We start from the raw sequence: 18,373 nt of genomic DNA, 5'->3' as shown, positions 1-18,373 counted from the left end.
CTCCGAGAATAGGGCGCAGCCGCCACCCATCGTGAACGGGGCATGACGCGCGGCTGAACTGGTTCCGTACAGGTGCAGGAAAGTTGCCGGTCGTGGCATCGGTCACCGCCGGAAGGCTCAACTGGCGGCTTTTCCCGCCGACGAAGACCCCTGACCCCGGCACCCACCCCGCAGGAGACGCCCCCTGAGTCACGCCCAAAGTCATCAGCCAGCTTCTGAAGCGAAGGGCCCCCCATTGCGCCTCCCCCGAAGTTTGGCGGTCGGACTGGCCGCCGCCATGCTCAGCGCCAGCCTGACCGGATGTAGCAACCTCAAGGAGCTCACCAGTAGCAGCAAGCCCCTGGTCACCGAAAGCTCGGCCCCCAGCGCCGAGCCGTCACCCACGCTCTCGGCGTCCGCCGCGGCGCAGCCGGTGAAGCTGCCGGTCCGGGCCAGCGGACCGCTGGACACCGGCACCGTCACGCACCGGCTCAAGCAGGGCAACTTCTCGGTGAAGCTGACCTACTGGACCTCGGACAACGCCAAGCAGTACACCGCCGAGACGCTCAAGACCATCAACGTGTCCGCGCACATCGAAGACACCGGCAACACGCACCGCATCACCGTCAGCACCTTCCAGGTGATTCAGGACGACGGCACGAAGCGGGACGTGGTCGCCACCGACAACGGCAAGTTCGACGTCACCCCGCCGTACCCGTACGGGACTGTGGTGACGCTGCCCGCGGCGACGGCGGGAGCACCGAAGCTCACGCTGACTGTCCGGCTGGACCTCCTCGTGGAGACCGCCCCCAAGTCGAACAGTTACTACCGCTCCACCGCGCTCGACACCTTGACCCTGCCGCTGCTCACGAATGGTGCAAACGGATGACCGAGCCAAGCCCCGGCCTCCGCCGGGCCACCGACCGTCAGATCCTGCTGCCCCGCAGTTCCAAGGCCGGACCGCTGGCGCTCCCGCCGGCACCGCCGCAGCTGTCCGAGTTGGAGGCCGTCGAGGCGGTCGCTGGTGAGATCGCGTCGGCCACCAGTGCGACGCCCCGGCACGCCACGATCAGCTGCATCATCCCCTGCTACAACGAGCAGGACACGATCGCCGACGTCCTGAAGAGTCTGCTCGCCCAGACGCGCCTGCCGAACGTCATCCACGTCATCATCAACAACACCGACGACGACACTCCCGAGATCGCCCGGAGCTTCGAGGGCCGGCACACCCGCACGGTGAAGGGCGAGGAATTCGTCACCACCGTGCACGTACACGACATGGGTGTTAATCCGGACAAGAAGGTGGGCGCGCTCAACTACGGCTACTTCCTGTCCCGTGGCTACGACTACATCCTCGGCGTGGACGGCGACACCACGCTGGCCCGCGACACCGTGGAGCGGCTCGAACTGGAGATGACCGACGACCCGCGAATCGGCGGGCTGAGCGCCATCTACAGCATCGACAAGAGCCGGCACAAGGGTTTGATGGCGCGCTTCCTGGTGGCCGGCCAGCGGGCCCAGTTCGCCGCGTTCAACATGGACAACTTGCTGCGCGGCCGCAACATGGCGGTGCTGGGCGGCCAGTGCAGCCTGTTCAGCCTGCGCGCGCTGGAGATGGTGATGATCCGCCACCACCAGCAGGCACCCTGGGTCCGGGACAGCGAGGTCGAGGACAGCAAGCTGTCGCTCCAGATCAAGGACGCCGGCTTCAGTACCAAAATCAGTGCGAGCGCGTACGCCTACGTCGGCCCGATGACGAACCTGCGGGCGCTGCACGGCCAGCAGGTCAAGTGGAACTTCGGCGCCATCGACCTGTTCTGGCCCGGCCAGCGGGGCGACAACAAGGGCCAGCCGCTGCACCCGAACCTGAGGCTGCGCTGGTACGAGAACATCTCGATGCTGTTCAACATCGCCTCCCGCCTGGGCTTCCTGCTCCTGCTGGTGGCCGCGCTGTCGATCGACGCGTTCATCTTCAACCCGATCTGGCTGATCCCCCCGGCCGTGGCGATGCTGCTCAACCTGCGTCTGGCACTGGCCATGAAGGACAAGAGCGCCGTCGACCTCCTCTACGCCGCCCTGTTCCTACCGGCGGAGATGTACATGTGGATCCGGATGGGCCACTTCGTCTCGGCGTGGACCCAGTTCCTGGCCCAGACCGACAAGGACAACTGGGCAGCACAGGCAAATGCCGAAAAGGGCAAGGGATCCGCGTACGTGATGCCGTTGGTGGTCCTGGTGGCCGTCCTGGGCGGTGCGATCTACGCCTGGAGCCAGCAGAGCCTCGGAGTCCAGTCGGCGATCCTGTCCCTGGGCTGGCCGATCCTGTACCTGGCCACCATCGCCCAGACCGTCTTCATGCTGCGCAAACTGGTGCGCAGGCATCGCGGCTTCGCCGTCTGAGTCGCTTCGGCTCGCGCGGCCCGGCCGATCACCTGATCGGCCGGGCCGTCAGCAGTTTCTCCACCTCGGTGAACGTGTACGCTGCCGGCATTCCGGTCGATCCGGGCACCTCGGGCTGGTCGACCCGCACGGCGAGTTCGGTCAGTCCGCCGGTCGGCACGGCGAACGTCCGCCACATCCGGACCGAGCCGCTCGCCGCGATCCGCGTTGGCTCGTCCTGATTCGACAACTGCTCCGATTCGTCGTCGGACGAATACCCCGCTTCAGATTCGCCCTCCGTGCGATTCGGCCCGTACATCAGCGTCAACCACTGCGACGCCGCTTCGATCGGAATCGGCCCCGACGTCGTGTTGCGGAACGTGAAGGTAATCTTGACCAGGGACTTCGACGCCGGAATCTCATAGCCCAGCGCCAGCGCTCCCAACCCGGCGTCGTCGCCCATCTGCTGCACCTGCCAGATGAGGTCCACCAGCTTGGTGCCGTGCTCGCGGATCTCGTCGTTGCCGGAGTCGGCGAACAGTTCGCGGACTTGCCGGTGCTGCTCCACGGTCATGTCCTCGGCGGAACCCGACGACTGCGAGAACCGGCTGTCCCGGATCGCCGCGCAGGCCGCCACACCCGAATCCTGCCCGAGCCGGCCGTAGGCGATCGCACCGCCCCCGATCCCCAGGACCACCGCAGCAGCACCACCGACAACCCACCGCATTCTGCCGCGACCACGCGGCGGAATCTCCAAAATCGGCGCGTGCTGTTCGGGCTGCATGCACCACAATGTGGCCCGCATCGCCGGCCGCGGCCACGGCAAACCCCGGATTTCCACCGACCGTGGAGCACCGCGCGGTGGTCAGCGCTCGCGCACGTACTCCAGGACGGCCAGGACCCGCCGGTTGCGGTCGACCTCGCGGGGCAGGCCGAGTTTTTCGAAGATGCCCAGGATGTGTTTCTCGACGGTCTTCTGGCTGAGCGCTATCCGGGCCGCGATGCCCTGGTTCGAATAGCCCTCGGCGACCAGGCGCAGGATCTCCTTCTCCCGCAGGGTGAGCGGGCTGGCCGGCCGCGCCCGGCCGACCAGCGACCGGATGACCGTCGGGTCGACGACGGTGTCGCCGTCGGCCAGCCGCCGGAGGGCGGTGACCAGTCCGTCGACGTCCTCGACGCGGTCCTTCAGCAGGTATCCGACACCGCTCGTGCCGATGTCCAGCAGCCGCTCCAACAGGGACGGATCGCTGAGCGCCGACAGGATCAGGATCGGCAGGTCCGGGGATGCCCGGCGCAGCGCGGCAGCGGCCCGGATGCCCTCGTCGGTGAAGGTCGGCGGCAGCCGGATGTCGAGAATGACGGCGTCCGGCCGAAGGCTCGCGACGTCCGCCACGATCTGCTGCGCATCCTGATATTGATCCACGACGTCGACGCCGTGGATCCGCAGCGCCTCGGCGAGGACCTGCCGGAACAATCCGCTGTCCTCCACCAGGAAGACCCGCATGCCGTTTCCCCACTGCCCCTTGTGATCTAAGCGGACCCGAACCTACCGTGGTTCTGGTAGGGAAAACCCTACCATGATTACCCTACCGGTGTACTCCAGCAGGGGGACCTCGATGCAGCTGACCACGCTCGTCGCCGCCGGATCGCTGATCGTCGGCGGACTCACGTTGATCGCCGGCCGGATGGACAGACGCCGGGAACAACTACGCCGGATCGAGGTGAGCATCGAGGACACCCTGCTCTGGCGATCGAGGAACGCGCAGCCGCAACCCTGGCAGCATCTGGACGTCTTCTGGAACCAGAACAGGGTCGACAATCCGCGCATGGTCGGCGTCGAGTTCCGCAACGCCGGCCGGGTGGAGCTCAGGGACTGCGACATGTCCGAGCCGCCCACGGTCGAGTTCGCCGACGGCACCATCCTGACCGCCAGCGTCTATCTCGTGCCCAAGGACTGGCCGGCGCCGCGCCCGCTCACCGCCGTCTCGCACAGCGGCAACCGGGCCGAGATTCGCGGCATCCTGCTCAACCCCGGCGACACGCTCGTCTTCCAACTCCTCGTCGACGGCGGCGTGACACCCCCGTCCTGCTACCTGCACGCCGGCGGCTTCACAGTCACCGGCCGCACCGACACCACGAACTTCGCCGGCCGCCTGACCCGCGCCGCCGGCCTGCTGGCCGTTGTGGCGGCAACCCTCGGCATCGTTATCAATCGCTAGCCCTTCACCGCGGGAGCACCACTTCTCCACACGCGTTTCCTAGCGTTCCTGGCATGCGTGTCACCATGATCCTTCCGGCTTTGACCGAGGCGACCAGCCCGCTGTTCCGGCCGATCAAGTACTCGCTGTTTCCGCCTCTGGGGCTGGCCACACTCGCCGGGTATCTGGATGACGGGGATGAGGTCCGGATTCTGGACGAGCACGTGGAGCGGATTGACGCGGCGGTTGCCGACGACGTGCCGGACCTCGTGGTCATTCAGGCGTTCATCACCTCGGCCCGGCGCAGTTACCAGCTCGCCGACATGTACCGGGAGCGCGGGGTTTTCGTGGCCATGGGCGGGCTGCACGTCACGTCGCTGCCGGACGAGGCCGCGCGGCACGCCGACGCCGTTTTTCTCGGGCCGGGCGAGGACACCTGGCCGCGCTTCCTCGACGACTTTCGCAATCGAGCGGCTGCCGGGGCGGCACCTCTACTTTCTCGACGACCACCTGTTCGGCAATCGGCGGTTTGCCGAGGCGCTGTTCGACGGAATGGCGGGGATGAGCCGGGTCTGGCAGGCGGCCAGCACGGTCGATGCGATCCTCTCCCCGGGCCTGCTCGAAAAGGCGGCCGCTGCGGGGCTGCGCAGCATCTTCGTCGGGTTCGAGACCATCAACGCGGCGAATCTGGCCGAGCAGCGCAAACGGCAGAACGTGGGCCGGGACTACGCGGCCGTGGCGCGGCGGGTGCACGACGCCGGCGTGATGGTGAACGCCAGCTTCGTGTTCGGGATGGACGGCGACGGGCCGGACGTCTTCGACCGGACCGTGGAGTGGGCGGTCGGCGTGGGGCTGGAGACCGCGACGTTCCACATCATGACGCCGTACCCGGGCACCGCGCTGTTCCGCCGGATGGAGGCGGCCAGCCGGATCGTGCACCGGGACTGGGACCGGTACGACACCCGGCACGCTGCCGCTGCTGGAGTCGGCGCTGTCCCGGTTCCAGCGGGACAACGGTCCCGGGACAGCGGTCCCGGAACGGCCGGGCCGGAGCGGGATCGGACCGGGGCTCCGGCAACTGCCGGCCCGGGACGCGTGACCAGCAGAGTTCTGGTCAACGAACCGCACCGCAAGGAGACACCGAAATGACCGCGACGCTCACCACCCCGATTGCCACCGCCGCACCGGCCACCATCTCGGCCCGCACCGTCCGCCGCCTCGGCCTGGTCCTGACCGGCGGGTCGCTGGCCTGGGCCGCTGCGATGTTCCCGCTCGGCGCCGCCCCGGCCAGTTCGCTCGGGATCGCCCTCACCGACCTCACCGGCCTGCTCTTCCAGATCGGCGTGGTCGCGCTGCTCACCGTACAACTCAAAACCAGGGCGACCGGCACCTCGCGCGTCGCGGTGGGCATGTTCCGGGTCGAGTACGTGCTGCTGGCGCTCGCCGGGCTGTGGAGTCTGCTGCACGGGGCCGTCCCGGCCTTCCGGGACGACACCTGGCTGGCCGTACTGGACGTGTTCTGGCCGCTCTCGATGCTCGGCATGTTCATCATCGGCGTGAAGATCGCGTTCGCCGGCCGGTGGAGGGGCGCCGCCCGGATCTGGCCGCTGGTCGCCGAGAGCTGGGCCGTGGTGACCGTCCCGTCTATGGTCATCTTCGGTCAGGGCGTCGCCGACCTGGTCGGCCCGACCCACCTGCTGATCGGGTACGCGGCACTCGGCGCGATCCTGGCCACCCGGCCGCACCTGACCGGAGCCCGTTGATCTCTGCGGAAACGGCCGGACCGGGGTTCCCTGGTCCGGCCGTTTCGTCATGCGCCGGGGTCGAACGTGATCCCGGCCGGCTTGGCCCGGGTCAGGGTGGTGACGAAGGTGCCGTCCTTCAGGCCGAAGTTGGCGCTGCCGAAGTTGTAGTTGCTCAGCGTGTTCCGGATGCCGCCCGGGTAGCCGTTCCAGCCCACCAGCGTCGGGTACTGCCAGGCGCGGCGGTGGTTCTCCGGCGGGTCGTCGCTCGCGTTCGCCAGCCGGAACGTGTGCGTGCTGGCCCCGTCCTTGTGATACACGATCTTGGGATGGGTGCCGTCCCACCGGACGCTCGCCGCCGCCGCGATGCTGAACTGGCCGTGCGCCGAGGTCGACACGTACCTGGCCTGGTCGTTCTGCACCCAGACCACGACATGCTCCCAGTCGTGCCGGTGCCCACCCAGGGAACTTCCGGCCAGCGCCTGGTCCTTCTCGAAATAGAGCCCGTACGCGACCGCGCACCAGCCGTTGTTGCACTTGGCCCGCGCGTACCCGTTGGTGTTGTCCAAATCGGACGCGTCCCGGCATTCGCCGTTGAGCGCGCCGGTCGGGTTGAGGCCGCCGTTCACCCGGCCGTCCGGGCCGATCGCCGGGGTCGGGTAACAACCGTCGGTGTCGTAGTCGAAGGCGGGCTGCCACCTGGTCTCCACGGCGTCCGCGTTGCCGGGCAGCTTCGCGGGCGGCGCGGCTAGGGCGGGCGTGGCGCTGGCCAGAACCATGGCCAGGGCGCTGCCGGCCACGATCGCGGTCCGGCGGGCGTGCGCGGTGCGGCGAGTTGTCATGGGGCGCCTCTCCTGGTTAACCCGTCAGTAACAACGGGACCAGCTTGGCGCCCGGCGCTCGGCTAATCAATAGGCATCTTTCGATGTTCACCCGTCGGCCGGGCGGAAACTCTCAAAGATCAGCTGGAGGTCATCCCGGTGGTCCGCCCACGCTGCGTCGGAGGTTTGAAACCAGATGCCGTACGCCTGATCGTCCGCCGTGACGAAGCCCCGGTTGTTCACGTGCTGCCGGGTCCCCCGCCGGTTGAAGGTGAACTCCCAGTCGGCCGCCTCCCGGAAGTAGTCCACCTCGACGATCTTGATCTCCCGGTAGCTGGGGAAGTCACCGCGGCTCTCCCGGTATTCGGCCTTGCCCCGCCAGTCCTCGACCGGGTTCGGATGCGGGTCGTCGGTCTGGTCGATCCCCAGGACGCGCCCCTCGGACCGGAAGTAGACGATCGAACCCTCCTTGGAGCGGGTCCAGCCCTCGGGCACGAAGAGCGCAAAGCCGGTGGGGTCGCGGTAGAGCCGCCAGCCTGCGGGCGGTACTTCGGCGGCGGTGGCTGTGGCGGTGGCGGTCTGGGCCGTGGTGGGCTCGGTGGCGCTCTCGGTGGTTGCCGTCGTCGCGGCGGGGCTCCGGGTGGGCTGGGCCGGTGCGTTGGTGGTGGGGGCGGCGTCGGGGGTGCCGGCGTCGGACGACGGGCGCAGGCCGAACCAGGCGGCGGTCGCCAGCAGCGCGATCACGACGATTGCAGCCGCCGCGATGAGCAGGGGGCGGCGGCTGCGGGATGCGGGCTCGGGGGTGAATCCGGCGGTCGGCGCGAGGCCGCCGGCCGACGGGACGGGGTCGTCGGACACCGGTTCCACCGGCATCGGCGCGGCCGCGGGCGGGGTGGCGGCCGACTCAGTCCGGGTCGACGCGGCCTCCCCCTCCGCCGCCGGCTGGGCGGCAGCCGGCTCCGTCCGGGTCGACGCGGCCTCCTCCTCCGCCACGGGTGGCGCGGCGGCTGTTGCGGATGCGGGCGGGGCGGAAACCGGTGCGGCGGTGCGCTGCCTCGGCAGCGCGGGGGCCTCGGCGGCCGCACGCAGCCTCTTCTCCGTTTCGGCGGCATCTGTCCGGGCGGCCGGGTCGCGGCGCAGCAGGCCCTCGAGAACCGGGGCCAGGGGGCCCGCTCGGCGGGCCGGAACCGGGTCCTGGGTGGCGATCGCGGTGATCGTTTCCATGACGCTGCGGCGGGCGTAGGGCGGCTGGCCCTCCACCGCCGCGTACAGCGTGGCACCCAGCGACCACAGGTCGGCCGCGGCGCTGGCGGCGCCGTCGCGGACGCGCTCCGGGGACATGTACTGCGGTGAGCCCACCACCATGCCGGAACTCGTGGTCAGGCTCTCGCCGTCGACCGCGGCCACGCCGAAGTCGGTCAGCACCACCCGGCCGTCGGTGCCGAGCAGGACGTTCGCCGGCTTGACGTCGCGGTGCCGCACCCCGGCGGCGTGGGCGGCCCGGAGTGCGGCCAGCACCTCGAGGCCGATCTCCGCGGTGCGCTGCGGGGTCTGCGGGCCCTCGTCGTCGAGGATTTCCTGGAGGGAACGCGACGGCACGTACTCCATCACGATCCAGGCCCGGCCGTCCTCCTCGAAGGCGTCGAAGACGCCGGCCACGGCGGGGTGGCTGAGCCGGGCGGCGGCGCGGGCCTCGCGCAGGGTCTGATGGTGCAGGGCGTCCCGGTCGGTCTCGAGCAGTTCGCTGGGCAGCAGGATCTCCTTGAGCGCCACGTCCCGGTCGAGAACCTCGTCGCGGGCCAGCCACACCCGGCCCATGCCGCCGGCGCCCAGGGTCCGGCCGAGGCGGTACCGCCCGTGGACGGTTGGCGAACCGACAGTCATGCCGGAGGGTGTACCCGCACTTCGCTCCGGTCACTCACGCGGAGCGCTCAAGCCGGCTGGCCGGCGGCCGATCGTACGGGCCATGAGCCTCGCCCGATACGCGATCCGGACGGCGAGCTTCGCCGCGCTCTACCTGGTCGCCACCCTGCTGGGCCACCTCACCGAGGTCGGCCGCACCGAGGTCGCCCTGTTCTGGCCGGCCGCCGTGGTCGGCGCGGTCTGGCTGCTGGCCCAGGCGCCCTACCGGATGCTCCGCTTCGACGTCATCGCGCTGGGCACCGTGGCCGCCTCGGTCGCGGTCACCTCGCACGGCATCCTGGCCGCCCTGGCGATGGCCGTGCCGCAGGTGGTGCCGGCCGTGCTGATCGTGTTCCTGGCGCAGCGCTGGCTGCCGCCGGCCGGAGCCGGCACCGGCGCGGTGCTGGTCCGGCTCACCGGGATCGCGGCCGCGGCCGCGGCCGCCGGCGCGGTCCTGCACGGCGTGATCGACCTCGGCGGCTTCACGGCGCCGGAGGCCGGCTACCTGGTCCTGCGGGACACGGTCTCGGTGCTGCTAGCCCTCCTCGGCCTGCATTTCCTGCGCGCAAAACCCCAGGGCAAGGGCCCCACCCGCCGAGGCCACCTCACCGTGGTCCGCTGAGCCGTGGTCCGCTGAGCCGTGGTCACCTGAGCCTGGGCTGGCCCTCGCCGTGCCAGGAGTGCCACAGCGCGGCATAAGGGCCGTCCGCGGCGACCAGCTCGTCGTGCGTACCCATCTCGATGATTCTGCCGTCGTCCATCACCACCACCCGGTCCGCGTCGTGGGCCGTCTGCAGGCGGTGCGCAATCGCGATCACCGTGCGCTCATGCAGCACGGCGGCCAGCGCCCGCTCGGCGGTCCGGGCCGCGGTCGGGTCGAGCAGCGCGGTCGCCTCGTCCAGCAGCACCGTATGCGGGTCGGCCAGCACCACCCGGGCCAGCGCCAGCTGCTGGGCCTCGGCCCCGTCCAGCGGCTTCTCGCCGAGATCGCGGTCGAGGTCGTCGGCCCAGTCGGCGCCGACCGCGGCGAGTGCCCGGCGCAATTCGTCGTCGGGCGCGGCCACCATCAGGTTGTCCCGCAGCGACTCGCGGAACACGTGGTGCTCCTGGGTCACCAGCACGACCTGGCGGCGTAACTCGTCGGGCGGCAGGTCGGCGATCGGGACGCCGCCCACCGTCACGGTGCCGGAACTCGGCCGGTCCACGCCCGCGATCAGCCGGCCCAGGGTCGACTTGCCGGCGCCGGACAGGCCCACGATGGCGAGCCGCTCCCCCGGCCGCACGGTCAGCTCGACGCCGTGCAGCACGTCATGGCCTTCCTGATAGGCGTACCGGACCCCGCGTACCTCAATCTTGTCGTTGTGGGGTGGCTCGGTGACGGCCGGCGGCGGGACCGGGACCGCGGACAGCCCCTCCACCCGGGCGAACGCGGCGCCGCCGCTCTGCACCTGCTCGATCCAGATCAGGATGGTGTCCAGCGGGCCGACGAGTTGGCGCAGGTAGAGCACGGCCGCGCCGACGGTGCCGAGGGTGACCCGGCCGTCGAGGTAGAGCAGCCCGCCGAGCAGCAGCACGAGCACGGTCGGCACCGCGTACGAGGTCTCCACCAGCGGGAAGAACACGCTGCGCAGGCCCAGCGTGACCAGGCGGGTGCGTTTGGTCTCGGCGATCGCCTCGCCGCCGGCGGCGAGACGGCGTTCGTGCAGGCCGTACGCCTCGATGGTGCGCGCCCCCTCGGTGGTGGCGGACAATTCCTCGGCGAGCCTCGAGTTGGCCTCACCCTCAGTCAGGTACGCGTTCCGGGCGCGCCGCAGATACCAGCGTGTGACGAACCAGATCCCGGACAGGCCCAGCACGCCCACGACCCCGAGCAGCGGGTTGAGCAGCACCACCGCGGCTATCAGGAAGATGATCTGCACCACGCCGGCGAAGATGTTCGGCAGGATGTCGCGCAGCGTGGTGGCGACCGCGTTCACATCGGTGGATCCGCGGGCCGCGAGGTCGCCGCCCGGCACCCGCTCGACCACGGCCGCGGGCAGGGCCAGGGCCCGCCGCAGGAAGTTCTCCCGGATCCGGCCGGCGGCGCGTTCGCCGAACCGGTACGCGATCGACAGCGCGTACCGGGACAGCACGGTCTGCACGAGCGCGCAGGCCAGCACCGCCACCGCCAGCCGGTCGACGGCCCCGACCCCACCGCCCGTGGTGACCGTGTCGATGATCTCGCCGAGCAGCCACGGACCGCCCAGGCCGGCGAGCGCGGCCAGCGAGTTCAGGATGATCATCACGACGACCGTCCGGCGATCGGCCGCCAGCAGGCGCAACGCGGCCCGGCCCACCGCCCGCTGATCGGCGACCGGCAGCACCGCGCTCATGCGTCCTCCCCGAACACCCGGGTCACCAGCGATCGGTAGCCCGGCGACGTGGCCAGCAGTTCCCGGTGCGTGCCGGTCGCCGCCACCCGGCCGCCGACCAGGTAGTGCACCACGTCGGCGCGGTCCAGCAGCACCGGCGAGGTGGTGGCGAGCACGGTGCCGCGGCCGGTGCGGGCGGCGGTCAGGCGTTCCGCGATGGCCGACTCGGTGTGCGCGTCGACCGCCGAGGTGGGTTCGGCGGCGAGCAGCATCTCCGGGTCGGCGTAGACGGCGCGGGCCAGGCGCACCCGCTGGCGCTGGCCACCGGAAAGGTTGCGGCCGGCCCACTCGACCGGCCGGCCCAGGTCGTCGGCCACGTCGCCGGCGACCGCGGTGTCGACGGCGGCGCGGACCAGGGCGTCGTCCGGGTCGTGCCGGCCGGCCACCACGTCGCGCAGGGGGCCGGCGAACAGGTCGGCGTCGTTGTCGGCGACCAGGAGGCGGGACCGGACCTCGGCGAGCGCGATCCCGCTGAGCGGCCGGTCGCCCCAGGTCGCCGTGGTGGGGCCGTACCTGCCCAGCCGGTCGATGATCGCCGCGCCGTCGCCGGCTAGGGCAGTGAAGCAGCCGGGTTCGGCCCACACCCCCGACTCCGGGTCGTAGAGGGTGGCCGGGCCCTCCGGCCCCGGGGCTCCATGCGGGTCCTCGACCGGCAACGCCAGGAAGTCGATGACCCGGCGAGCGGCCACCAGCCCGTTCGTCACGTCGAACCCGCAGAAGATCAGAACGTTCACCGGGATCACGACCATGGCCGTGTACCCGTACACCGCGATCAACTCCCCGACGGTGATCTCCCCGGTCACCGCGAGCCGGGCGGCCAGCCAGATCACCACCCCGAGGAAGACCACCGGCAGCCCCTCCCCGAGCGCACCGATCCAGCTGGACGGGCCGCCGACCCGGTAGCCCAGCCGGCGCAGGGTCGCAGACTCCCGTTCGTACCTGGCCTGATGGGTTTGTTTCCCGCCGAGACCGTTGAGCACCCGCAGCCCGCCGAGCACGTCGACCAGGCGGGCGTTCAGCTCGCCCTGGCGCTCCCGGTACCGCGAACCGGCCCGCTGCGTGCGGTTGAGCAGTGGCCCGACCAGCACCACCAGCGCCGGCACACCGATCAAAACCACAACCGCAAGCATGGGAGAGGTACGGAACAACAGCACGGCGATCACCGCGGTGGCCAGAATCGAGGCAACCCCGATGCCCCCGACGTTCATGGCCCGCCCGATCGTCCACACGTCCGAGATCCCGATCGTGACGACTTCACCGGCCGTGATCCGCCGGGGCAGCGCCGCCCCGAGCCGGGTGGCGTGGGTGAGCACCAGTTCGGCGGTCCGCAGCGCCGCCGCGAGCCGCAGCTTCGTCATGCTCCGGTGCCGCATGATCCCGAGCCCCGCGCTGCCGATGCCCACCACCAGCACGGCCCCCGACCAGGCAATCAACGCGCCCCGGTCGCCGCCCTTCAAACCACGGTCAACAGCTTGGGAGAGCAGGTACGGCGTAATGGCCATGCTCATGAACCAGGTCGACCCGAAGAACGCGCCGAGCGCCACCCGCCCCTTGAGCTGCCGTGCCAGCCACCACAGATATCCCGCCGGTCCCCGTACCCTCACGGGGCCATGCTGCCCCAACGGCGCCGCTCCCAGTCACCCCATTTCCCGCCAAGTGCGACGCGCCACGCCCGTTTCTCTCAATATCGGCACGGGTAACTGGACCGTATGACGACTTCCTCGCCGCAGGGCTACCCCATTGCCGTTCCGCTGGGCACCGAGCAGATGAAGGACGACAACCCCGACCAGGCCGGCCCGCTGGTAGGCGCCTCGGACGCAGCCGCCGACGCTGAGGCGTCCGGCGCCGAAGTCCCGACCGACGAGACCCACCGCGACACCGACGGCGTCCCGGTGGGCGCCGCCGACGCCGAAGAGGACCGCCGCGCCTCCGGCGCCTGATCCTCGCGTCGACCGCCGGCGCCCCGGGCCCCCGGGGCGCCGGCGGTCAGCTTGTCAGGCCCCCGCAGGGGTCGTCGTCGATGCGGCAGTCGGTGGGCTGGGCGTCGACCAGGGTGGCACCGCGGACGTCGAAGGCGATCTCCGCGGTCGCGCCGGGCCGGAGTTCGCGGGTCGAGTCGTCCGGGGTGAAGGTCCACACCGCACCCGCCTGCTCCACCGTGGCGCCGGTGACGGCGGCTACCCGCAGGGTGCTCCGGGGCAGCGTGACGGTCAACTGCCAGTCGGCCGCCGGGTCGGGGCCGTGGCTGGTCAGGGTCACGGTGGCGCGGTAGCCGAGCAGGCCGGAACCGTTCGCGGCGACATAGTCGGCGGTCAGCCTCGCGCCGCCGGGTGTGGTCGGCTGCAGCGACGGGGCGACCGTGGAGGTCGAGCGGGACGGGCGTGGAGTGGCGACCGCGGTGGTGGTCGGCGCCGGGGTGGACGGTGCCGGCTGCGTGCTGCCGGGGACCGGTGAACTCACGATCGGCGCAGGCGCGGCGACGCCCGCCGGTGGCAGCGCGGCCAAGCCGCCGGGGCCGCGGAGGATCGCGCTCACCAGCAGGGCGGTGCCGGCGCCGGCCACCAGGACGCCCATGATCAGCCAGACGATGCCGGGCCGGCGGCGTTTGGTGGTGCCGGTGCGCACGCCGGGCAGGTTCCCGCTCTGCACCGCCGCTGCCATGCCGAGCATCGCGTCCAGCAGCACCACGCTCGGCGAGCGCCGGGGCCGCGACGACGACTCGTTCATCGGTCGATCCTCCACGGATTACAGAGAGTTGAGGCCGCTCAGCACCCGCTGCAACAACTGCATGTTGGGGGCCTGGCTGGCGTCGCGGGAACGGGGAACGTGGATGAGACCGGCATCGCGCAGGTCGCTGAGGATGACCCGCACGGTGCCCAGCGGCAGTCCCAGCCGAGCCGCGACCTCGGACACGGACACCGGCCGCTCGGCGAGTTCGACGACGGTGGCCTGCTCGTGGGACAGGTCGGTGGCCGGCGTCGCGTCCGGCACCCGCTGCACGATGGCGCCCAGCGTGAAGTCTCCCGGCGGCGTCTCCGTCCGCCCGCCGGTGATCGCGTATAGCCGGACCAGCGGACCCGCCTCCGCGTCGTACCAGACGTCCTCGGCGGGGCTGGTCATGGCGTTGTTACCAGATCAGCGCGTTCCATCCGCAGGCCGAGCCGGTCGGCGAACCGGGTGATCCGCTCGCGGGTCCCGGACAGGTCGGTGACCGCGTCGAACACCACCGCGAGTAACGCTCCGAGCGCGAGTGGGACCACCACCAGCATCCGGTAGTCCATCTCGACCACGGTCTGATCGACCCGGCGGCCGCCGTTGTTGCGATTGGCCGCGTCGGCAATCGCATGTAACCCGGCGGCGACCGCCGACAGATGCTCGGCGCGGTCGGGGTTGGTCCCGCTCGCGACCAGCAGGGGCAGCCCGTCGGTCGACAGCAGCACGACGCACTCGGTACCCGGAAGCGAGCCGGCCAGCTCGTCCAGCAGCGGACCCACGCCCATCGCGGAAAGAATCCGGTCGTTCACTGTGCCTCCGTTGTCGTCACTGGGTCCGCTCAACACTCACCACGGGGAGATCTACGGTTGTAGTTGAAGCTTCGCTCATTTCGTTGATCCGCGCCCGCATCCGCGCCACCCGACTTAGTGGTGGCGCGTCCGGCCCGGGCCCTCCGTCCCCCGGGTCGGTGAGCAATTCGCTGGGCAGGACGACCTCGGCGACCACGCCGCCGGCCGCGCCCCGCTCGACCCGCACGGTGATGTTCTGCCTGGCAGCGAACCTGCCCACCGCGTAGAAGCCCCACCACACACCGTCCCCCGGCGGCTCCGCTTCGGACATGACCTGGTGGGCTGTCGCCAGGTCGAGGTCACTCATGCCGGGGCCGGCATCGGTGATCGTTACGGTATATCCATCGTCGTCATTCCGACAGCCGCTGACCCGGACCCGGGTCTCCCCCGGCGAATAGGTGGTGGCGTTGTCGATGAGTTCGGCGAGCAGATGGGTCACGTCGGTGACCGCCGGGCCGGCGAGACCGGCCGGCTGCACCTGCGCGGTGGCCACCCGGACGTAGTCGGCCACCTCGGCGGCCGCGCCGCGTACCACCTCGACCAGCGGAACCGGCCGGCGCCAGCGCCGGCCCGGCTGGCCGCCGGCCAAGATGATCGCCTTCTCCACGTTCCGCCGCATCCGGGTGGCCAGATGGTCGGCGCGGAACAGGTCGCCGAGCGTCTCGTCGTTGGACTGCCGGCGTTCCATCGCGTCGAGCAGGCGCAGCTGCCGGTGGATCAGGCGCTGGCTGCGGCGATGCAGGTCGAGCAGGACCGCCTGCAGCCCCCGGAGGGAATCGTCGCCGCCGCCACCCGCGCCGGCACCGGCCGTCGTCGCGGCGGCTGGTCGTGCTGTCGCGCTCCGGCGCGCCAGCAGGAGGACGCCGATCACCGCGATCAGCCCGATGCCGGCGACCAGTCCGGCGTACACGACGGCGGCCACCGCACCCGGCGTCGCCTCGGTGACCTCGCGGACCGCGTCCACCTCGGCCGCGCGCAGGTCGGTGTTGACCGGGTCGGCGGCCGCGGCCCACTCGGCCGGCGTCGGCGGCGGGGTGCGGCCGAGCAGCAGTTGCTCCTCGACGGCGGCCAGCCCTCGGTCGCGGCCGGCCTCGCCGGCGTCGTTGAGCCGGGCGTGCCGCGCGCCGATCAGGTCGCCGAGGTGCAGCCGGTCGGCGTCGGTGACACCGGCCGGCGTGGCCAGTGCGACCCGTAGCATCGCGTCCTGCTCGGCGAGCGCCTCGCGGGCCCGGCCGAGTGCGACCGGCGCGGCGCCGGACGGCAGCCAGGGCGCGCCGAGACCGGCGTCGATGACCCGCGAGTACGCGGCCAGGACGTCGCTGCGCCCGGCCTGCTGGCTGTCCACCTGGGCCCGGACACCGGCGAGCTCGCCGAGCCGGAGCCGCATCTCGTCGACCGACGCGGCCGCGTCGTCGGTGTACAGGTTGCTGCGCCAGCCCTCGGCGGCCTGGTCCAGGGCGGCCCGCGCCTGGTCGGTGCGGGCTCGCTGCGCGGCCAGCGCCGTCGGGTCGCCGCCGGTCTGGTAGGCGCTGGACAGCCGCCGTTCCTCCTGCAGCTCGACCACCGCGGTGTCGACCGCGGGCCCGAGCTGGTCGGCCGTGGTGCGTGCCCGCACCAGATGGGTCGCGTCGGACACCGCCGGCACGGCCGCCGCCAGCCAGAGCAGGACGAGCAGGACCGGGCCGGCCGCGGTCCGTGGGTCGACGCCCCGCCGGAGCCACTCCTTCATGCCACCACCCGATCCGCTCCGCCGGCCTCCGTCCCGTCCGCCATCAGTTCGCGCAGACGAGACAGCAACTCACGTCTATCGGTGCAGCCTAGGCGTTGGCGTATCCGAGCTATGTGATGTTCGACGGTCTTTGCCGACAGGTAGAGGCGGTCGGCCACCTGTTTGTACGTCAAACCGGCCAGGACCAGCGCGGCCACCTGCTGTTCCCGCTCGCTGAGCAACGGCCCCGGCGTGTCGCCGGCAGCCTTCGCGACACGCCGGGCGGCGCGCGGGCCGGTCTCCGCCTCGCCCGGGTCGGCCGCGACCGGCCGGCCCTGCAACTGCCGGGCGCAGTCGAGCAGAACGGCCATCGCCTTGCGGTCCGAAGTGCGGATCGCGGCCTGACCGGCGAGCCGCGCACCGTCCCACGCCAGTCCGAGAACGGCGAGGTCACGGGCCGCGGTGGCCACCTGCTCGGGATCGATCTTGTCAGCCAAAACGGCGAGCCAGCTCTGCGCCGCGGCGGCCAGGGCCGCGGGGAGCTGGCCGGAGGCGCGCTGGCCGTCCAGCGCCGCGGCGCGGCGTTCGGCCTCCTCGGGCTGGTCGGCCAGGATCGCCGCGTGCAGCCGGCTCCAGTGCAGCGGCGCGCTCCACAACGGAGGGTCACCGAGCCGCTCCAACAGGCGATCGGCCTCGGCCAGGTGGGTGGCGACCCGCCGGTGCTCGCCGAGCCGGGCCGCGGCCACCGTCAGCTCACCGAGCGGCAGCAGCATGAACAGGTCGACCGGCTGCCCGATCAGCACCTGACAGGCGTCCGGCCAGACCGCCCGAAGCCCGACCAGGTCACTGTCCCGCCGCGCAAGAGCCACCCGCAGTGCCGCGGCGAACAGCAGGTCCCGGCCACCCGTCGCAGGCACACCCGTCTCGGCCGCTGCCGGGACCGGGCGGCGGGCGGCGGCCGTCGCGGCGGCGGCCAGTTGGCCGGCCGCCGTCAGGTGGCCGCGCAGCATCCTCGTCCAGGCCTGGAGCAGGAGGTGCCGGGGCGCGAGCAACGGGCCGCCCTGGCCGGTGCGTACCGCGCGCTCGAGCGTCACGTCGGCGACATCGAGGTCGGCGCTGTGCAGGGCGACCAGCGCGGCCAGCGCGGCCGGGCTGTCCGGCAGCAGCACCGCGGCGCCGGCCGGTTCGAGCAGGGTGGACGCCTGGACCAGGGTGGACAGCGCGACGGCCGGTTCGCCGGTCACCGACTCGCGGACGCCCCGGGCGAGCAGCGACGCGGTGGCGTGCAGCAGCGTGGGCGGGCCGTCGCCGGCGGTGCCGGGTGCGGATTCGCCGGCCTCGGCGGCCCGGCCGGTGCCGACCAGCCCGACGGAGCGGAACCCGCCGGCCGGACCGGGGCCGGCCCACTGCAGTAGGTCGGCGGCCCGGTCGAGCTGGCCGCGGTGGGCCATCGCGACGGCGGCCACGTAGGCGGCCTCGGCGCGCTGGGCCGGAGTGCCGGTGGCCACCGTGCGGTCGGCCAGGCGGGCGGCCAGGTCGAGGTCGCCGGTGAGGGCGGTGGCGAGGGCCCGGCGGGCGGCGGCCGGACGACCCGCGTCGGCGGCGGCCGCGAACAGCCGGGCGGCCAGCGCCGGGTCGTCGCCGAGCGCCTCCTCGCCGGCCGCCTCGAA

The 18,373-nt window shown here is 71.8% G+C and carries 18 protein-coding genes and 1 pseudogene; 8 read left to right on the top strand and 11 right to left on the bottom strand.

The features are described from left to right. The first annotated feature begins 253 nt into the window (after positions 1 to 253). Positions 254 to 868, top strand: coding sequence for a hypothetical protein (locus Ari01nite_RS15080; protein WP_239162769.1), 615 nt, complete (start codon positions 254 to 256; stop codon positions 866 to 868). Beyond that, on the top strand, positions 865 to 2,379 hold the full coding sequence (locus Ari01nite_RS15075; RefSeq protein ID WP_203781861.1) for a glycosyltransferase family 2 protein: 1,515 nt from the start codon (positions 865 to 867) through the stop codon (positions 2,377 to 2,379). The genes Ari01nite_RS15080 and Ari01nite_RS15075 overlap by 4 nt, the downstream gene beginning before the upstream one ends. Before the next feature lie 28 nt (positions 2,380 to 2,407). Here Ari01nite_RS15075 and Ari01nite_RS15070 read toward each other — a convergent pair whose 3' ends face one another. Both Ari01nite_RS15070 and Ari01nite_RS15065 read right to left on the bottom strand, forming a co-directional pair. After that, positions 2,408 to 3,142: a hypothetical protein gene (locus tag Ari01nite_RS15070; RefSeq protein WP_203781860.1), complete on the bottom strand. Its 735-nt coding sequence runs from the start codon at positions 3,140 to 3,142 to the stop codon at positions 2,408 to 2,410. An 81-nt stretch (positions 3,143 to 3,223) separates the two neighbouring features. Continuing rightward, on the bottom strand, positions 3,224 to 3,862 hold the full coding sequence (locus tag Ari01nite_RS15065; protein WP_203781859.1) for a response regulator: 639 nt from the start codon (positions 3,860 to 3,862) through the stop codon (positions 3,224 to 3,226). Positions 3,863 to 3,974: 112 nt separating this feature from the next. On the opposite strand from Ari01nite_RS15065, the gene Ari01nite_RS15060 reads away from it, so the two are divergent. From Ari01nite_RS15060 to Ari01nite_RS15050, 4 genes and pseudogenes are all read left to right on the top strand, one after another. Continuing rightward, complete coding sequence (locus tag Ari01nite_RS15060; protein ID WP_203781858.1) at positions 3,975 to 4,577, top strand: hypothetical protein; 603 nt, start codon at positions 3,975 to 3,977, stop codon at positions 4,575 to 4,577. A gap of 53 nt (positions 4,578 to 4,630) precedes the next feature. Continuing rightward, a pseudogene (locus Ari01nite_RS49845) lies at positions 4,631 to 4,990 on the top strand (cobalamin-dependent protein); the annotation flags it as partial. A 127-nt stretch (positions 4,991 to 5,117) separates the two neighbouring features. Next, positions 5,118 to 5,705 carry a B12-binding domain-containing radical SAM protein gene (locus Ari01nite_RS49840; RefSeq protein WP_239162787.1) on the top strand — a complete coding sequence of 196 codons (588 nt, stop codon included), beginning with the start codon at positions 5,118 to 5,120 and terminating at the stop codon, positions 5,703 to 5,705. Further along, complete coding sequence (locus Ari01nite_RS15050) at positions 5,702 to 6,319, top strand: hypothetical protein (RefSeq protein WP_203781857.1); 618 nt, start codon at positions 5,702 to 5,704, stop codon at positions 6,317 to 6,319. Before Ari01nite_RS49840 ends, Ari01nite_RS15050 begins: the two co-directional genes overlap by 4 nt. Positions 6,320 to 6,366: 47 nt before the next feature. Here Ari01nite_RS15050 and Ari01nite_RS15045 read toward each other — a convergent pair whose 3' ends face one another. Then, entirely contained in the window at positions 6,367 to 7,140 is a 774-nt protein-coding gene (locus Ari01nite_RS15045) for an NPP1 family protein (RefSeq protein WP_203781856.1), read from the bottom strand. An 87-nt stretch (positions 7,141 to 7,227) separates the two neighbouring features. Then, complete coding sequence (locus tag Ari01nite_RS50895; RefSeq protein ID WP_203781855.1) at positions 7,228 to 9,003, bottom strand: serine/threonine-protein kinase; 1,776 nt, start codon at positions 9,001 to 9,003, stop codon at positions 7,228 to 7,230. A gap of 82 nt (positions 9,004 to 9,085) precedes the next feature. Between Ari01nite_RS50895 and Ari01nite_RS15035 the strand changes: the two genes are divergently transcribed. After that, entirely contained in the window at positions 9,086 to 9,643 is a 558-nt protein-coding gene (locus Ari01nite_RS15035; protein ID WP_203781854.1) for a hypothetical protein, read from the top strand. Positions 9,644 to 9,665: 22 nt separating this feature from the next. Here the strand turns inward: Ari01nite_RS15035 and Ari01nite_RS15030 are convergent, their stop codons facing one another. Together Ari01nite_RS15030 and Ari01nite_RS15025 are read right to left on the bottom strand one after the other, a co-directional pair. Continuing rightward, on the bottom strand, positions 9,666 to 11,393 hold the full coding sequence (locus tag Ari01nite_RS15030) for an ABC transporter ATP-binding protein (protein ID WP_203781853.1): 1,728 nt from the start codon (positions 11,391 to 11,393) through the stop codon (positions 9,666 to 9,668). After that, positions 11,390 to 12,976 (bottom strand): ABC transporter transmembrane domain-containing protein, encoded by a 1,587-nt coding sequence (locus tag Ari01nite_RS15025; RefSeq protein ID WP_203781993.1) that lies wholly within the window; start codon positions 12,974 to 12,976, stop codon positions 11,390 to 11,392. Before Ari01nite_RS15025 ends, Ari01nite_RS15030 begins: the two co-directional genes overlap by 4 nt. A 165-nt stretch (positions 12,977 to 13,141) precedes the next feature. On the opposite strand from Ari01nite_RS15025, the gene Ari01nite_RS15020 reads away from it, so the two are divergent. Beyond that, a complete protein-coding gene (locus Ari01nite_RS15020) occupies positions 13,142 to 13,372 on the top strand; it encodes a hypothetical protein (protein ID WP_203781852.1) in 231 nt (76 codons plus the stop codon). Positions 13,373 to 13,418: 46 nt separating this feature from the next. Here the strand turns inward: Ari01nite_RS15020 and Ari01nite_RS15015 are convergent, their stop codons facing one another. The 5 genes from Ari01nite_RS15015 to Ari01nite_RS14995 all read right to left on the bottom strand — a co-directional run. Then, positions 13,419 to 14,159, bottom strand: a complete 741-nt coding sequence (locus tag Ari01nite_RS15015) for a cellulose binding domain-containing protein (protein WP_203781851.1) — start codon at positions 14,157 to 14,159, stop codon at positions 13,419 to 13,421. An 18-nt stretch (positions 14,160 to 14,177) separates the two neighbouring features. After that, positions 14,178 to 14,552 carry a DUF742 domain-containing protein gene (locus Ari01nite_RS15010; protein WP_203781850.1) on the bottom strand — a complete coding sequence of 125 codons (375 nt, stop codon included), beginning with the start codon at positions 14,550 to 14,552 and terminating at the stop codon, positions 14,178 to 14,180. Then, positions 14,549 to 14,956 carry a roadblock/LC7 domain-containing protein gene (locus Ari01nite_RS15005; protein ID WP_203781849.1) on the bottom strand — a complete coding sequence of 136 codons (408 nt, stop codon included), beginning with the start codon at positions 14,954 to 14,956 and terminating at the stop codon, positions 14,549 to 14,551. Before Ari01nite_RS15005 ends, Ari01nite_RS15010 begins: the two co-directional genes overlap by 4 nt. A 16-nt stretch (positions 14,957 to 14,972) precedes the next feature. After that, positions 14,973 to 16,724: a sensor histidine kinase gene (locus Ari01nite_RS15000; RefSeq protein ID WP_203781848.1), complete on the bottom strand. Its 1,752-nt coding sequence runs from the start codon at positions 16,722 to 16,724 to the stop codon at positions 14,973 to 14,975. Further along, positions 16,721 to 18,373: helix-turn-helix transcriptional regulator (locus tag Ari01nite_RS14995; protein WP_203781847.1), on the bottom strand; the 1,653-nt coding region annotated here is incomplete at its 5' end. The genes Ari01nite_RS15000 and Ari01nite_RS14995, both read right to left, overlap by 4 nt.

Origin of the sequence: Paractinoplanes rishiriensis (genome assembly GCF_016862375.1) — a bacterium.
Lineage (GTDB): Bacteria > Actinomycetota > Actinomycetes > Mycobacteriales > Micromonosporaceae > Actinoplanes > Actinoplanes rishiriensis.
This window is presented reverse-complemented; position numbering and strand designations above follow the sequence as displayed.

What these genes read in the sequence shown, in the direction of transcription:
- Ari01nite_RS50895 (WP_203781855.1), bottom strand. Translation starts at nt 9,003, where the DNA reads ATGACTGTCGGTTCGCCAACCGTCCACGGGCGGTACCGCCTCGGCCGG.
- Ari01nite_RS15035 (WP_203781854.1), top strand. Translation starts at nt 9,086, where the DNA reads ATGAGCCTCGCCCGATACGCGATCCGGACGGCGAGCTTCGCCGCGCTC.
- Ari01nite_RS15045 (WP_203781856.1), bottom strand. Translation starts at nt 7,140, where the DNA reads ATGACAACTCGCCGCACCGCGCACGCCCGCCGGACCGCGATCGTGGCC.
- Ari01nite_RS15010 (WP_203781850.1), bottom strand. Translation starts at nt 14,552, where the DNA reads ATGACCAGCCCCGCCGAGGACGTCTGGTACGACGCGGAGGCGGGTCCG.
- Ari01nite_RS15000 (WP_203781848.1), bottom strand. Translation starts at nt 16,724, where the DNA reads ATGAAGGAGTGGCTCCGGCGGGGCGTCGACCCACGGACCGCGGCCGGC.
- Ari01nite_RS15060 (WP_203781858.1), top strand. Translation starts at nt 3,975, where the DNA reads ATGCAGCTGACCACGCTCGTCGCCGCCGGATCGCTGATCGTCGGCGGA.
- Ari01nite_RS15030 (WP_203781853.1), bottom strand. Translation starts at nt 11,393, where the DNA reads ATGAGCGCGGTGCTGCCGGTCGCCGATCAGCGGGCGGTGGGCCGGGCC.
- Ari01nite_RS15050 (WP_203781857.1), top strand. Translation starts at nt 5,702, where the DNA reads ATGACCGCGACGCTCACCACCCCGATTGCCACCGCCGCACCGGCCACC.
- Ari01nite_RS15075 (WP_203781861.1), top strand. Translation starts at nt 865, where the DNA reads ATGACCGAGCCAAGCCCCGGCCTCCGCCGGGCCACCGACCGTCAGATC.
- Ari01nite_RS15065 (WP_203781859.1), bottom strand. Translation starts at nt 3,862, where the DNA reads ATGCGGGTCTTCCTGGTGGAGGACAGCGGATTGTTCCGGCAGGTCCTC.
- Ari01nite_RS15070 (WP_203781860.1), bottom strand. Translation starts at nt 3,142, where the DNA reads ATGCAGCCCGAACAGCACGCGCCGATTTTGGAGATTCCGCCGCGTGGT.
- Ari01nite_RS15015 (WP_203781851.1), bottom strand. Translation starts at nt 14,159, where the DNA reads ATGAACGAGTCGTCGTCGCGGCCCCGGCGCTCGCCGAGCGTGGTGCTG.
- Ari01nite_RS15020 (WP_203781852.1), top strand. Translation starts at nt 13,142, where the DNA reads ATGACGACTTCCTCGCCGCAGGGCTACCCCATTGCCGTTCCGCTGGGC.
- Ari01nite_RS49840 (WP_239162787.1), top strand. Translation starts at nt 5,118, where the DNA reads ATGAGCCGGGTCTGGCAGGCGGCCAGCACGGTCGATGCGATCCTCTCC.